At 38.1% G+C, this 13,074-nt stretch carries 13 protein-coding genes; 6 read left to right on the top strand and 7 right to left on the bottom strand.

Annotated features, from left to right (window positions below; all coding sequences use genetic code 11):
• Positions 1 to 91: 91 nt before the first annotated feature.
• The 3 genes from I6F47_RS05555 to I6F47_RS05545 all read left to right on the top strand — a co-directional run bounded on the left by I6F47_RS05555 (position 92) and on the right by I6F47_RS05545 (position 2,212).
• Positions 92 to 619, top strand: a complete 528-nt coding sequence (locus I6F47_RS05555) for a VC2046/SO_2500 family protein (RefSeq protein ID WP_197183487.1) — start codon at positions 92 to 94, stop codon at positions 617 to 619.
• Positions 620 to 798: 179 nt separating this feature from the next.
• Entirely contained in the window at positions 799 to 1,101 is a 303-nt protein-coding gene (locus tag I6F47_RS05550; RefSeq protein WP_002961433.1) for a DUF6172 family protein, read from the top strand.
• Between the two features lie 193 nt (positions 1,102 to 1,294).
• A complete protein-coding gene (locus tag I6F47_RS05545; RefSeq protein WP_024598317.1) occupies positions 1,295 to 2,212 on the top strand; it encodes a GGDEF domain-containing response regulator in 918 nt (305 codons plus the stop codon).
• 74 nt (positions 2,213 to 2,286) lie between these two features.
• On the opposite strand, the gene I6F47_RS05540 is transcribed toward I6F47_RS05545, so the two are convergent.
• The 3 genes from I6F47_RS05540 to I6F47_RS05530 all read right to left on the bottom strand — a co-directional run bounded on the left by I6F47_RS05540 (position 2,287) and on the right by I6F47_RS05530 (position 4,002).
• Positions 2,287 to 2,766, bottom strand: coding sequence for a YchJ family protein (locus tag I6F47_RS05540; protein ID WP_165722458.1), 480 nt, complete (start codon positions 2,764 to 2,766; stop codon positions 2,287 to 2,289).
• Positions 2,767 to 2,804: 38 nt separating this feature from the next.
• Entirely contained in the window at positions 2,805 to 3,239 is a 435-nt protein-coding gene (locus tag I6F47_RS05535; protein WP_007583705.1) for a SulA-like leucine-rich domain-containing protein, read from the bottom strand.
• Between the two features lie 298 nt (positions 3,240 to 3,537).
• Positions 3,538 to 4,002 carry a tetratricopeptide repeat protein gene (locus I6F47_RS05530; RefSeq protein ID WP_007583707.1) on the bottom strand — a complete coding sequence of 155 codons (465 nt, stop codon included), beginning with the start codon at positions 4,000 to 4,002 and terminating at the stop codon, positions 3,538 to 3,540.
• A gap of 118 nt (positions 4,003 to 4,120) precedes the next feature.
• On the opposite strand from I6F47_RS05530, the gene I6F47_RS05525 reads away from it, so the two are divergent.
• Entirely contained in the window at positions 4,121 to 5,413 is a 1,293-nt protein-coding gene (locus I6F47_RS05525; protein WP_010555089.1) for an NCS2 family permease, read from the top strand.
• A 75-nt stretch (positions 5,414 to 5,488) separates the two neighbouring features.
• Here the strand turns inward: I6F47_RS05525 and I6F47_RS05520 are convergent, their stop codons facing one another.
• On the bottom strand, positions 5,489 to 6,247 hold the full coding sequence (locus I6F47_RS05520; protein ID WP_007583833.1) for a hypothetical protein: 759 nt from the start codon (positions 6,245 to 6,247) through the stop codon (positions 5,489 to 5,491).
• 324 nt (positions 6,248 to 6,571) lie between these two features.
• Between I6F47_RS05520 and cysB the strand changes: the two genes are divergently transcribed.
• Entirely contained in the window at positions 6,572 to 7,549 is a 978-nt protein-coding gene (cysB, locus tag I6F47_RS05515) for an HTH-type transcriptional regulator CysB (protein WP_002961670.1), read from the top strand.
• A 77-nt stretch (positions 7,550 to 7,626) separates the two neighbouring features.
• Here cysB and I6F47_RS05510 read toward each other — a convergent pair whose 3' ends face one another.
• The 3 genes from I6F47_RS05510 to pabB all read right to left on the bottom strand — a co-directional run bounded on the left by I6F47_RS05510 (position 7,627) and on the right by pabB (position 11,047).
• Positions 7,627 to 9,003 carry an L-serine ammonia-lyase gene (locus I6F47_RS05510; RefSeq protein WP_010555091.1) on the bottom strand — a complete coding sequence of 459 codons (1,377 nt, stop codon included), beginning with the start codon at positions 9,001 to 9,003 and terminating at the stop codon, positions 7,627 to 7,629.
• Positions 9,004 to 9,106: 103 nt separating this feature from the next.
• Positions 9,107 to 9,682 (bottom strand): NUDIX hydrolase, encoded by a 576-nt coding sequence (locus I6F47_RS05505; protein WP_024590991.1) that lies wholly within the window; start codon positions 9,680 to 9,682, stop codon positions 9,107 to 9,109.
• Positions 9,683 to 9,688: 6 nt separating this feature from the next.
• Complete coding sequence (gene pabB, locus I6F47_RS05500; RefSeq protein ID WP_024598320.1) at positions 9,689 to 11,047, bottom strand: aminodeoxychorismate synthase component I; 1,359 nt, start codon at positions 11,045 to 11,047, stop codon at positions 9,689 to 9,691.
• 155 nt (positions 11,048 to 11,202) lie between these two features.
• On the opposite strand from pabB, the gene I6F47_RS05495 reads away from it, so the two are divergent.
• A complete protein-coding gene (locus I6F47_RS05495; protein ID WP_007583843.1) occupies positions 11,203 to 12,729 on the top strand; it encodes a fumarate hydratase in 1,527 nt (508 codons plus the stop codon).
• Positions 12,730 to 13,074 lie beyond the last annotated feature (345 nt).

The following is a 13,074-nucleotide window of genomic DNA, read 5'->3' as shown; positions in this document are numbered from 1 at the left end:
GCAAATTGCGTATTTAAGTAAAGAAAAAAGCTAAAGAAAATTGAAATAAAGCCGATAAATATCTATCAGTTACCACAATCGGCTAAAGACTATGCAAATAGATGATTTGTTAATCACAGAGAGTCAGTTAAACAGTAGACTCAATAATAGTGTGCATGAAAATCGCCGTGGCGAATTTGCACTATTATTAGCGATGCTGTCACATGACGCACTCGACTTTAGTCAATTTCATTTACCAAAAACTGAAACAGATAATTTAGTTATAGAAGAAGAGGCGTTAAGAAAGCAATTTGGCGCAGGTCCAAAGCAACTTTTAGCCCCTGATGCATATAATATGTTGGTTGGACAATTCAATGCATCATTAATATCTCAAGAAGGAGAGCACTGTGGTATGGCTAGTATTAAGTTAAGACAATGCTTAAGCCCTGAACCACTTGCGATTAGAAATGATGATAAGCATATTCCACTTAATATAATAGATAACTGTGAGCTTGCCGTCAGAAGAAGAATTAAAAGCGAACAAACCCAACTAGCTAATCCCCCTATAGATGCAGCTGCTTTTTACGACAGCCTTAATAATGATGCATTACATCAACCACTTCAGCTCATTGCGGTGTGATATATGATTGTAATAATCACCAGTTAATATATGCTTTATAACGGGTCTGCTTTATATATTTGCTAATAATTGATTTAATGAAAAAAAAGCATCCAAAAATTAAATGCAATTGCTATAATGGCGTCAAATGGTATGACATGAAATGCCATTATCATTAAACCAAGGTAATTAGGAACGTAATGAAGAAAACATTCACGCTAAATCACGAGAAAATCAAATACCCTCGTATGGTTGATGCTGCAAAGCACGAAGTGAAAAAATATTTGAAAAGAGAGCGTAATAAAACGCTACCTGAAGATGCTGACTATTGGGCATTTGACTGTAAGTTTGGTAACACAGCTGAAGATGCGCAAGTTGTGCACGTTGCTGAATTAAGTAACCAAATTGGCGAAATTGAAAAGCAAGGTTTGACCTCTTTCTATGTAGAGATTTTAGCTCGACCTGCTCAACGTCAACAGTTAGATTTAGATGATGACGAATAACACTTAATTTAATTAAGTGTTCGAAGTTTTAAAATGAGCCCAAGTGGCTCATTTTTTGTTTTTATGCATTAAAGATTCACCTTAAATCATTTTTATTAATAACTAATAAGTAGAATTTTACTTTATTAACATTTGCATAACAAAATGTAGTGATATAGGGTGTGTTTAATTAAAAAAACAAAACAGTTGTACCATGCCGATAAATTACTCTGACCACCAATTGAAATTAAGCTTAAAGAGCTCTAAGGTACTTGTCGTTGACGATCAGCTATTAAGCTTAATTGTATTAAAAAAAATATTATCAGAGCATTTTAGTGTAACAACAACGAGCTGTGGTGAGGATGCGATTGAAATTTGTAAACATAATCCGCCAGATATAATACTACTCGATATTAATATGGAAGGAATGAGTGGTATTGAAACATGTCTAAAATTAAAAAATATATCTGAAACACAAGATATCCCCGTTATTTTTGTAACCTCATCTGAAAATCAAGAAGAAGAGTGCTGGGAAGCAGGGGCTGTAGATTTTATAAAGAAACCAACTAACTCGGAAACTTTATATAGAAGAGTGCGCGCCCATATTACGATGAAACTGCAACATGACTTACTCAATCAAAAAGTATTTCTAGATGATTTAACAAAGGTATTCAATCGTCGTTATTTTGATGCGCATTTTTCTAAAATGGAACGAAGCGCCTTACGAGAAAAAGTCGACTATGCACTATTACTCATCGATATAGACTACTTTAAGCAATACAACGATCTTTATGGTCATGTGCAAGGCGATACGGTTTTAAACCTTGTTGCACAAACTATTACTAATAGTTTGCAAAGGCCAACCGATTTTGTTGCGCGTTACGGCGGCGAAGAGTTTGTAGTTGTTCTACCGCATACAAGCACTGAAGGTGCAATTTGTGTTGCTGATAAAATTAAACAAAATGTGGTCGATTTAGGAATATTACACAGATATTCAGAATATGACTTTGTGACTATTAGTATTGGCGGTGCAACCCTACAACCGTACGTAAATAACAAAAACACCTTGCAGATCGCAGATGAAAAAATGTATGAGTCCAAAATGCAAGGGCGTAACCAAGTGTGTTTTTAAGTTTAGCTAGCTAATAAATCACTTTGCCACTTAAAAACACCTTGTAGGTGATAAATATTAAATAAGATTATTTATTACACGCTATGACATTTTTTGTACTTTTTATTGCTACCACATGGGCAGTCATCATTTCTGCCCACTTTAATATCTTCAACAGGATATATAGTGCCATCTAAATAACACCATTGAGTATTTTCTTTAATAAACTGCGATTTTTCGTGAAGCTCACAAAATAAGTTTTGATAAAAATATTGGGCTTTAAATTCTACAGTGCCGGTATCTCCATCATGGCTTGACCCAATTACATCAAGATTTATAAATCGACAGCTGTTAGCAAAATCATTGATTTCTTTAACCGGATTTTCAGCTTGTTTTTCTTTTGCGTAGGTTTGATAAACATATTCTGCATTTTTAATAACATAAGCACTGAATCGTGAGCGCATAAGTTGTTCAGGAGAATCAGCTTGCTTAACAGATAAGTGAAGCGGCTCACAGCAATCGGCATAATTGTGCCCACTGCTGCAAAAACATAATGTGGTATTGAGTGAAGTCATAATAATAATACAAAGTCTAAAACATTAGTTTAACAAGCTTATTGGGCGAGTGATATCTCTGTTGTTTGAGACTTTTTAGTAAAACAGTATAGTTTTGTATTCGTTTTACTTAAATCGAACGATAGATTCGTAAGTAGTTGGTTATTAACTATATCGGTCCAGGTAATTACCGCTGCAAAGTTTCCGTTATGTAATGCAGAATTTAATACATACTCTAAATTTACTAGGTGCTTTTGTCTAATAACAAGTAATTTACTTGTATCAATAGAGCATGAGTCAAGTAAAGCTTTGCTAGGTACATGATCTGGAGCAATTAGTAACGTCCATGCATTAGAGCTATTGTATTGGTGTAATACTTTTAAAAGCTCAAAGGTCGCTGAAATTTCATCTTCAATTTGAATCAAATTCACGCAATCGCTTTGCTCATCTTGTTGGTAACTTTTAACTGTTCTTACGGTAATAGGCTGTAACATAATTTCACTCACTGGGTTTTTATACAGTATTCATATACAGTAGTTTATACAGTGCTTTCGTGCAAGCCTTTTATGCTATTTATTTGTACAGTTATTCAGCTTTTGATCATTGTTTTTATTTTTTTAATTTATAATTCTTTATTAATCAGATTGTTATGGAATTATTTTTGAGAGGGTATTCTAAAAATAAATTTTTGAGCAGTGTCTTCATTTTGGGGTTTTATACTGTATAGGATTATCTTTGTAACCATATACAGTATTTTTTTACACTGCATACAGTACTTCTATCATAGTTAGCTTATGTGTTTTCACTCGTGCGAGGGATCATATGAGAAAACTGGAGTTGGTGGATTTGTTCGTACAAACTTGCCGCATAACATTGAGCATCTTTAAATCGCTTAGTTTCGATATGTTTGCGTATATCTGTAACCGCTGCAGTGGCAGGGGCGTACCCTTGGCTACTTGCTAAGCTTAACCAAGCTACAGCATGAAATACACTTTGTGGCACGCCTTCACCTTTCACAAAGAATAAACCTAAATAAAACTGTGCTCTATGGTTTCCCGCCATTGCAGCAAGTCGCATCCATTTTGCAGCCAATGGAGCTTGATTATTTTTTAAATAATATAGGGCTTTATTTAACGTACTTTGCTCATCTTTTTTATTATCAACGGGCACAGAGGTATTTTCGGGTTGAGTAACAAAACCTAAAATATTATCTAGCTGTTGCTCTAAGTCTTGCTCACAAGGTGTTGTTTTAAGCATATTGGTTCATTTATTATTTTAACTACTCTAACAGTTTAGTATATAGCAAGGTAAAATGTCCTGTAAAAGATAATTTTTATGTTAAAATCTCGCCACTTTTTACTATCACAAGTTTATTATGTTCGAAGCCTTATTTAAACTGAGCGAAAATAATTCAACAGTTAAACGCGAATGCGTTGCTGGCCTAACTACCTTTATAACTATGGTATACATTGTATTTGTAAACCCGGCTATGCTCGCAGAGGCTGGGATGGATCAAGGGGCTGCATTTGTAGCGACATGTATAGCAGCTGCGATAGGCTGTTTTATAATGGGTTTATGGGCTAACTATCCATTAGCATTAGCGCCTGGTATGGGACTAAATGCCTTTTTTACGTATGGTGTCGTATTAGGAATGGGTTATACCTGGCAAGCCGCGTTAGGGGCTGTATTTATGTCCGGTTGTATATTTTTGTTTTTAAGCTTATTTAAAGTCAGAGAGTGGATTATTAATGCCATACCTCTGGTGCTCAAGCGAGCAATCGCAACGGGTATAGGTGCTTTTTTAGCATTAATTGCCCTTAAAAATGCAGGCATTATTGTCTCAAGCCCGGCAACATTAGTACAGTTGGGCGACATTACTTCTCCAGGACCGTTATTGGCTATATTAAGCTTTTTTGTAATTGCAGCGCTTTTATACCGCGATTTTAAAAGTGGCGTGCTTATTAGTATTTTATTAGTGACTGGCATTGCTTTAAGTTTGGGGCTTGTTGAATATCACGGTGTTATGGCTATGCCACCATCAATAATGCCTACTTTTATGCAGCTAGATTTTGCAGCCGCTTTTGATATATCAATGATGAGTGTTATTTTTGCTTTCTTGTTTGTCGATCTTTTTGATACTTCGGGTACATTAGTTGCGGTAACTCAAAAAGCAGGTTTAGCTGATGAAAAAGGTAACATGCCTCGTTTAGGGCGCGCATTAAGTGCTGACAGCTCAGCAACAATTGCAGGTGCGATGCTAGGTACGTCTACGACCACATCGTATATAGAATCGGTTGCTGGTGTATCTGTTGGCGGACGTACTGGCTTAACAGCTGTAGTTGTAGGCATTTGCTTTTTACTAATGATGTTTTTTGCACCGCTTGCACAAATGGTACCGGCTTATGCTACGGCAGGCGCTATTTTATATGTCGCTGTGCTGATGCTGCAAAATTTAAAGTTTGTAAACTGGGATGATATGACCGATGCAATTCCTGTTACTGTGGTATTACTAATGACACCATTAACGTTTTCGATTGCGCACGGTATTGCACTTGGTTTTATATCTTATACGGCGGTTAAAGTCTTGTGCGGTAAGCAAGATCAAGTCAGTATTAGTGTTTGGATATTAACAGCCTTGTTTGTTTTCAAGTTTGCATTTTTGTCTTAATAGCTAACAAAAAATACAAAAAAGCCTGCACAAATTTTAATTTGTGCAGGCTTTTTTAATGCTTTTATAAAAGCACTACCATTTCTTTTTAGGAGCAAACAGTATATCTAAGTCGTCTTGCTCTTCTTCTGTTTTCTTTTTAAGTGCGCTTGCATTAGAAGCTCTCAGTTCAACACTAATTGCCTCTAAGTAACCCTCAACTTCTAGCCGTTTTGTTGTTACATATTCATCAGAGTAGGTAACTGCGCTGAGTGTTGCCTGCGCTTTTTCAAAGTACTGTCTTGCAGAGCCAACCATACTGGCTGAGCGGGCAGACAAGCCACGTTTTATTTGGCTTTCAATATTAATACGCAGTTGTAGTTTTTCGAGACGTTTATCTTCTAAAACAAAAACTTGGCTATCAATACGACCTTTGCTGTGTTCAGAGCGTAAAATTGAGCGTAATTTTTTAATGCCCTGAATTAGGCCTACAAGTTGTTTGTCATTACTCGGTAGCGTTAAAGCTTCACTGCTATTATCTTGAACTGGATTAGATAAGTGCGTTTTTGCTTCACTTAAGCGGCTTTTAAGTGCTTTAGATGTTTGCGAGTTAGTAACCATTGTATTTAAGGCTTCGTAAATACGGCGCTGTAATGTACGAATTAGATTTTCAGAAAGGGGGATGTTAGCACTATTCATTAGTGCTTCTTCTGTTTCTTCTATTATAGCTTTTTGTTTTGTAAGCTCTTTACGGCGTTCTGCCTCTTGTTTTTCTTTGTGTTGTTGTACAGCACTTACCCAAAGTGCAATCACAATCAATGCAACTATAAGCACTATTATAATAGAAACGATCATGGTGTAATTCTCGGATATATAACCTAATTATTTAATCTTACATTAAATATACGTTAACAGGGTAGCTTTGCGCCGATTAACTTAAAAAATATACCAAAAAATTGATAGGTTGAGCTCTTTATAAACTGCAGTAAGCCTAAGGGCTTATAAACTAAAGCTGAATAATCATCGCTACCTGAAGCATATTTATTATGCTAGCCTTGAGCTCTAATCAGATAATTGCACACCTAAAGACCTAAAGTGCTATTTTACGTAAATAACACTTGGTTTTAAGCGGTATTGCCTTTATAAATAATATGAATAATAACGTTAAAATTTGCAGCCATGAAATTACAACAACTCAGATACATCGTAGAAGTACAAAATCATAAATTAAATGTTTCAGCGACTGCTGAGAGTTTATTTACCTCGCAGCCAGGAATTTCTAAACAAGTACGCATGTTAGAAGATGAGTTGGGTGTGCAAATTTTTGGTCGCAGTGGTAAGCATTTAACGCATGTAACCGGTGCCGGCGAAGATATTATTAATATTTCTCGTGAAATACTCTCTAAAGTAGAAGGTATTAAAGCCGTTGCTAATGAGCATACGCTACCTGATCAAGGTAAGTTAAATATTGCTACAACACATACCCAAGCTCGTTATGCTTTGCCTAACGTAATTCAAGGGTTTATGAAAAAATACCCTGCGGTATCGCTTCATATGCACCAAGGTACTCCACAGCAAATATCGGATGCTGCAGCACGCGGTGATGCCGATTTTGCTATTGCAACAGAAGCACTGCATTTGTATTCAGATTTAGTTATGCTGCCTTGCTACCATTGGAATCGCAGTATTGTTGTCGCTAAAGACCATCCGCTCGCTAAAAAGGCAAATAGTTTAACTGTGGCTGATATTGCTCAATATCCACTTATTACATATGTATTTGGTTTTACGGGCCGCTCAGAGTTAGATAAAGCGTTTAGCGCACACGGGCTTGAACCACACATTGTATTTACCGCAACCGATGCTGATGTTATAAAAACATACGTACGACTGGGTTTAGGAGTTGGTGTTGTTGCTTCAATGGCGATAGATCAAGTAAGCGATACCGATTTAGTGTGTATTGATGCAAGCCACTTATTTGAAGCTAGTACGACCAAAATTGGTTTTAGAAAGGGCAGCTTTTTACGTACTTATATGTATGATTTTATCGAACGTTTTGCACCGCACTTAACTAAAGAGCGAGTAGAGCGAGCAAGCTTATTACGTAACCAAGATGACGTAGATAAGTTATTTGCAGATATAGAGTTACCCGTTAAATAATGTCACTACATTAAACGAATAATAAAAAAGCCGCCTATTTTAAAAATAGGCGGCTTCTTCTTTTTATAGCGAGCTGATTAACATTCGATAATATTAACAGCCAATCCACCGCGAGCGGTTTCTTTATATTTAGTTTTCATATCGTTACCAGTTTCAAGCATGGTTTTAATCACTTTATCAAGTGATACCTTTTGCTCGCCACTGCCACGTATAGCTAAACGTGAAGCGTTAATTGCTTTAATAGCGCCCATTGCATTACGTTCAATACACGGCACCTGTACTAAGCCACCAACAGGGTCGCACGTTAGGCCTAAATTATGTTCCATACCAATTTCTGCTGCGTTTTCTACTTGCACAACATTGCCACCAACAATTTCTGTTAATGCGCCTGCAGCCATAGAGCACGCAACGCCCACTTCACCTTGGCAACCTACTTCGGCACCCGATATAGAGGCATTCTTTTTATATAAAATACCAATAGCAGCAGCGGTTAATAAATAACGCGTGGCTATATCGCGGTCTACTTCTTTCACAAATGTGTGATAGTACATAAGCACAGCTGGTAAAATACCCGCAGCACCATTAGTTGGTGCGGTAACTACACGGCCACCTGCCGCATTTTCTTCGTTTACGGCAAGGGCAAATAAATCAACCCAGTCCATTGCACGAAGCGGGTCGTTACTGACCTCTATATTTAGTTTTAAGTATAAGCTGGGCGCACGGCGCTTTACTTTTAAGCCGCCAGGTAAAATACCTTCGGTGCGCATACCACGGTCAATACAAGCCATCATTACTTTCCAAATATGGAACAATGTGTCTTTTACTTCGTCTTCAGTGCGCAGTGTTTTTTCGTTTTTCATCATCAAGGTAGAAACACTAAACCCAGACTCTTTACACATCTCTAGTAGTTCTTTTGCGCTACCAAATGGGAAGGGGGCTGGATTTTCTTCTCTAATATCGAGGGCCGCCTGTTTTTCGTTTTCAAACTCTTCGTCGGTAACAATGAAGCCACCGCCAATAGAGTAATATACTTTGCTGTAAACTTTTTCGCCGTTGTTTGAGGCGATAATTTCCATTGCATTAGAATGCTTAGGCAGTGTTTTACGACGATGAAAAACAATAGCACCTTGTTTTGGAAACTTAGCTTTGTGTGTTTTGTTTAGATAAATAACCTGATCTTTTTCAATGGTTGCTAAAATGTCGTCGACTAAATCGGCATCAATTGTTTCAGGATCGTAACCGGCTAAACCAAGAATTACGGCTTTACCCGAGCCATGGCCAACACCTGTTTGACCAAGAGAGCCATAAAGCTCTACTTTAATATCGGTAACATTTGCTAATAATTGTTGTTCTTGTAGGTCATTAACAAATAAGCGTGATGCGCGCATTGGGCCAACGGTGTGTGATGACGAAGGGCCAATACCAATACTAAACATATCAAATGCACTGATCATAATGTGTGTGTCTCTACTTTGTTTTATCAGCACGAAGCTGCTCTTTGAACGGTCGAGCATGATAACGTGGAATTGTGATTGTGTAACTACTAATAACGAAGATTTAAACTGGTAAGGCGAGTTGTTTTGTAAAGTTTTTTATAATGCTTGCCGTCGCACCCCAAAGTAAACCATGCGGCGTTTTAAAACCTTGCAAAATAACCGTTTTCCCAAATCGTTGAAAAGGTAAGGGTTGCCAGTTAGCTTCGTTATTTAATTCAGTGACAGAGAGCAAAAAGCTCGCTTGTACTTCATTATAGTCATTTTCCCAGGTGGTGTTTTTTTTGAGTAAACCCACATAGGGGCTAATACTAAAACCCGTTAAGGTTGAATACTCAGGTAAGTGACCTAATACATTAACGTTGCTTTGGGCAATATTTAGCTCTTCTTTTAGTTCGCGAAGTGCTGTGGTGCGAAGGGTAATGTCGCTTACTTCAAACTTGCCTCCGGGCAAACAAATCTCCCCAGGGTGATGGTGTAAATAAGTAGGGCGTTTACACAGTAAAATATGTGCATGGTTATCTATATCAATAATGGGTAGCATAACAGCGCTAGCGCGTTTTTTACGTGTGTCTTTTAACTGATTTGGCGCAGCTGTAGGGCTTAACAGAAACCGCGCCATAATGTGTTCACTATTCAAAACGACCTACTGTTTTAATAAAGGGAGGATTTTATTTACTTTATCGTAAGTTTCTTGATATTCCAATTCGACTTTAGAATCAGCGACTATTCCGCCACCTGCCCAGCAGTAAATTTGCGCTTTGTGGCACACCAAGGTGCGAATAGTGATACTCGTATCCATATTTCCACATGCACTTAAATAACCAATTGAACCACAATAAATGCTGCGGCGATGCGGTTCTAATTCTTCAATTATTTCCATCGCTCTAATTTTGGGCGCACCGGTGATTGAGCCACCCGGGAAAGCCGCTTTTAGCTGATCGACCGCTGTTTTACCTTCATCAAGTTCTGAGGTTACCGTGCTTACTAAATGATGCACTGCCGGAAAGCTTTCAATAGCAAAAAGGGAAGGGACGTGAACGCTGCCAGGTTTTGCCACTTTGCCTAAGTCGTTACGCAGTAAATCAACAATCATTACATTTTCAGCGCGATCTTTAGCTGATGCTGCGAGTATTTTCGCTTGTTGTTGATCCTCTAGTGCATCTGCTTTTCGCGGCAGTGTGCCTTTAATTGGCTTGGTTTCTACAACGTTATTGTTTACAGATATAAAGCGCTCAGGAGAAATTGATAAAATAGCCCCTTGAGGGTGATTTATAAAGCTTGAAAACGGCGCTTTATTTGCCTCACGCAGTTTAATATAAGCTGCCCAAGGGGAGCCTTCAAACTGAGCGTTAAAGCGCTGCGCTAAATTAATTTGGTAACAATCGCCACTTTTTAAATACTCCTCAATTTGGGCAAACTTTGCAGCGTATTCCGTTTCGCTCATATTTGATTGCCAGTCGCTGTTTAGGGCAAAGGACTGCGTATTAACTCGGGAGTTAACGTGTGTATTTAAGTATTGCTGATAAAGCGCTAATCGATCGGTGTTTGGCTGCGATACATAAAACCAGCTTTGTTGCTGCTTGTCGTAAATAAGGGCATCTAAGTAAAGGCCAATAGCCATTTGGGGAAGGTTAATGTCTTCAATAGCATGAGTGGGGATGTTTTCAATTGTACGGCCTAGGTCGTAGCCAAAGTAGCCAAGCCAGCCGCCGTTAAAGGGTAAATCGTAACCGGCTTTTGTTTTATCAAGATGTGAAAGCTCATTGTTCATAATTTCAAAGCAGTTATCACTACTTTCTATATTATTTAAAAAGCTTTTATTATTTTTTACTTCAAGGGTACTTTGCGGCTCAATGGCAATAATATCAAAACGGCTGTTTATATGATTACTATTTGCAGAATCTAATAGAATTGCATAAGGCAAATGTGAAAAATGCGCAAAAACGTCAATGCAGTTTTGTGTTATGCCTAATTTAATACAATTTTTTTTATTGTTTAGCATTTACTGCCCCTTTAAGAACTGGCTCGAAACGGGCTGGGAGGGTATCATAAGTCAAATTTTTTGGCAGCACTAAGCTGTAAAAAACAGTGCAAACCACCGTCACCGGTTTGATTTAGATTACGCGACAACGCGTAACGGTAACTTAAGGAACCACTATGAGTACAATTTGTCAGCAAGACTTTATTGATAGCATTGAAGATGCATTGCAATATATTTCGTTCTATCACCCACTTGATTTTGTTCAAGCTCTCGAAAAAGCTTACAACAAAGAACAAAGTAAAGCGGCTAAAGACGCCATTGCACAAATTTTAATTAACTCACGCATGTCGGCTGAAGGCAAGCGTCCACTTTGCCAAGATACCGGTATTATTACCTGTTTTGTTAAAGTAGGTATGGATGTTAAGTGGGATAAAACAGATTTAACCGTTCAACAAATGGTTGATGAAGGTACTCGTCGTGCATATTTGAATCCAGATAACCCTTTACGTGCATCTATTGTTGCAGACCCTGCTGGCACGCGTAAAAACACGAAAGATAATACGCCTTCGGTTGTGCATATTGATTTAGTAGCGGGCGGTAAAGTAGAAGTAATGGTTGCGGCTAAAGGCGGCGGCTCTGAAAACAAAAGTAAAATGGTTATGTTAAACCCGTCAGATGATGTTGCTGAATGGGTAGAAAAAACACTACCAACAATGGGTGCTGGTTGGTGTCCGCCAGGCATGCTAGGAATAGGTATTGGTGGTACGGCTGAAAAAGCGGCAGTAATGGCTAAAGAGTCGTTAATGGACCCGGTTGATATCCATGAACTAATGGAGCGCGGCGCAGAAACGACTGAAGAAAAGCTACGTTTAGAAATTTTTGACCGTGCTAATAAATTAGGTATTGGCGCACAAGGCTTAGGCGGTTTAACAACGGTTGTTGATGTTAAAATTAAAACAGCACCAACGCATGCGGCTTCAAAACCTGTAGTAATGATCCCTAACTGTGCGGCAACTCGCCATGTACATTTTACACTTGACGGTTCTGGCCCTGCTAATTTAAAAGCACCTAAGCTAGAAGATTGGCCACAAGTAACATTTGAAGTGGGCGAAGGAACACGTCGTGTTGACTTAAATACACTGACTAAAAAAGATGTTCAAGAATGGAAAATGGGCGAAACCGTTTTACTTTCGGGCACTATTTTAACAGGTCGTGATGCAGCGCATAAACGTCTGCAAGATATGATCAATTCAGGTGAAGGTTTACCAAAAGGCGTAGACTTTGATAATAAATTTATTTATTACGTTGGACCAGTAGACGCGGTACGCGATGAAGCAGTAGGTCCTGCAGGCCCTACAACAGCTACTCGTATGGATAAATTTACCGATATGATGCTAGAAAAAACAGGCATTGTAGGCATGATTGGTAAAGCTGAACGTGGACCTGCAACTGTTGAGTCTATTAAAGAGCATAAATCTGTTTATTTGATGGCTGTAGGCGGCGCAGCTTACTTAGTATCTAAAGCGATTAAAAAAGCACGCGTAGTTGCTTTTGAAGATTTAGGTATGGAAGCTATTTATGAATTTGAAGTAGAAGATATGCCAGTGACCGTTGCAGTAGACAGTGAAGGCGCCAATGCGCATACACAAGGCCCTGCAATCTGGAAAGCTAAAATAGAAGAGCTTGATAGCAAGCTAAAATAACGTACGTTTTGTATTTTTAAAAAGCGAGCCTAGTGCTCGCTTTTTTGTTTTTTTAAATAGAGTCATTACCAAGTTTACAGCTCTGACCAGTTTGCGAAAAAGCTCACTTTTTACTGGAAACCTATAGGCAGCAGTACGTGGCGGGCAAGCAGCACTTGTATATTAAACTTTACACGCAATAGTTGTATTACGTTCACGTAAACGTAAGTTGGTGTGGTTGTTCTATTTATAGTTTTTAAAACTTACAAATGACGATTTTGTGAATTTTTTATCTATACAATAGTTTTAATCCGGTTATTTAATTTAAGCTTGATGTTTTCATTGGTTTTATCTTCTGCGAGTATA

This window comes from Pseudoalteromonas sp. NZS37, from assembly GCF_015864265.1.
In the GTDB taxonomy this organism is placed as follows: Bacteria; Pseudomonadota; Gammaproteobacteria; order Enterobacterales; family Alteromonadaceae; genus Pseudoalteromonas; species Pseudoalteromonas arctica.
Note: the sequence above shows the minus strand (reverse complement) of the source record. Positions and strands in the feature narration are given on the sequence as shown.

What these genes read in the sequence shown, in the direction of transcription:
- I6F47_RS05555 (WP_197183487.1), top strand. Translation starts at nt 92, where the DNA reads ATGCAAATAGATGATTTGTTAATCACAGAGAGTCAGTTAAACAGTAGA.
- I6F47_RS05550 (WP_002961433.1), top strand. Translation starts at nt 799, where the DNA reads ATGAAGAAAACATTCACGCTAAATCACGAGAAAATCAAATACCCTCGT.
- I6F47_RS05545 (WP_024598317.1), top strand. Translation starts at nt 1,295, where the DNA reads ATGCCGATAAATTACTCTGACCACCAATTGAAATTAAGCTTAAAGAGC.
- I6F47_RS05540 (WP_165722458.1), bottom strand. Translation starts at nt 2,766, where the DNA reads ATGACTTCACTCAATACCACATTATGTTTTTGCAGCAGTGGGCACAAT.
- I6F47_RS05535 (WP_007583705.1), bottom strand. Translation starts at nt 3,239, where the DNA reads ATGTTACAGCCTATTACCGTAAGAACAGTTAAAAGTTACCAACAAGAT.
- I6F47_RS05530 (WP_007583707.1), bottom strand. Translation starts at nt 4,002, where the DNA reads ATGCTTAAAACAACACCTTGTGAGCAAGACTTAGAGCAACAGCTAGAT.
- I6F47_RS05525 (WP_010555089.1), top strand. Translation starts at nt 4,121, where the DNA reads ATGTTCGAAGCCTTATTTAAACTGAGCGAAAATAATTCAACAGTTAAA.
- I6F47_RS05520 (WP_007583833.1), bottom strand. Translation starts at nt 6,247, where the DNA reads ATGATCGTTTCTATTATAATAGTGCTTATAGTTGCATTGATTGTGATT.
- cysB (WP_002961670.1), top strand. Translation starts at nt 6,572, where the DNA reads ATGAAATTACAACAACTCAGATACATCGTAGAAGTACAAAATCATAAA.
- I6F47_RS05510 (WP_010555091.1), bottom strand. Translation starts at nt 9,003, where the DNA reads ATGATCAGTGCATTTGATATGTTTAGTATTGGTATTGGCCCTTCGTCA.
- pabB (WP_024598320.1), bottom strand. Translation starts at nt 11,047, where the DNA reads ATGCTAAACAATAAAAAAAATTGTATTAAATTAGGCATAACACAAAAC.
- I6F47_RS05495 (WP_007583843.1), top strand. Translation starts at nt 11,203, where the DNA reads ATGAGTACAATTTGTCAGCAAGACTTTATTGATAGCATTGAAGATGCA.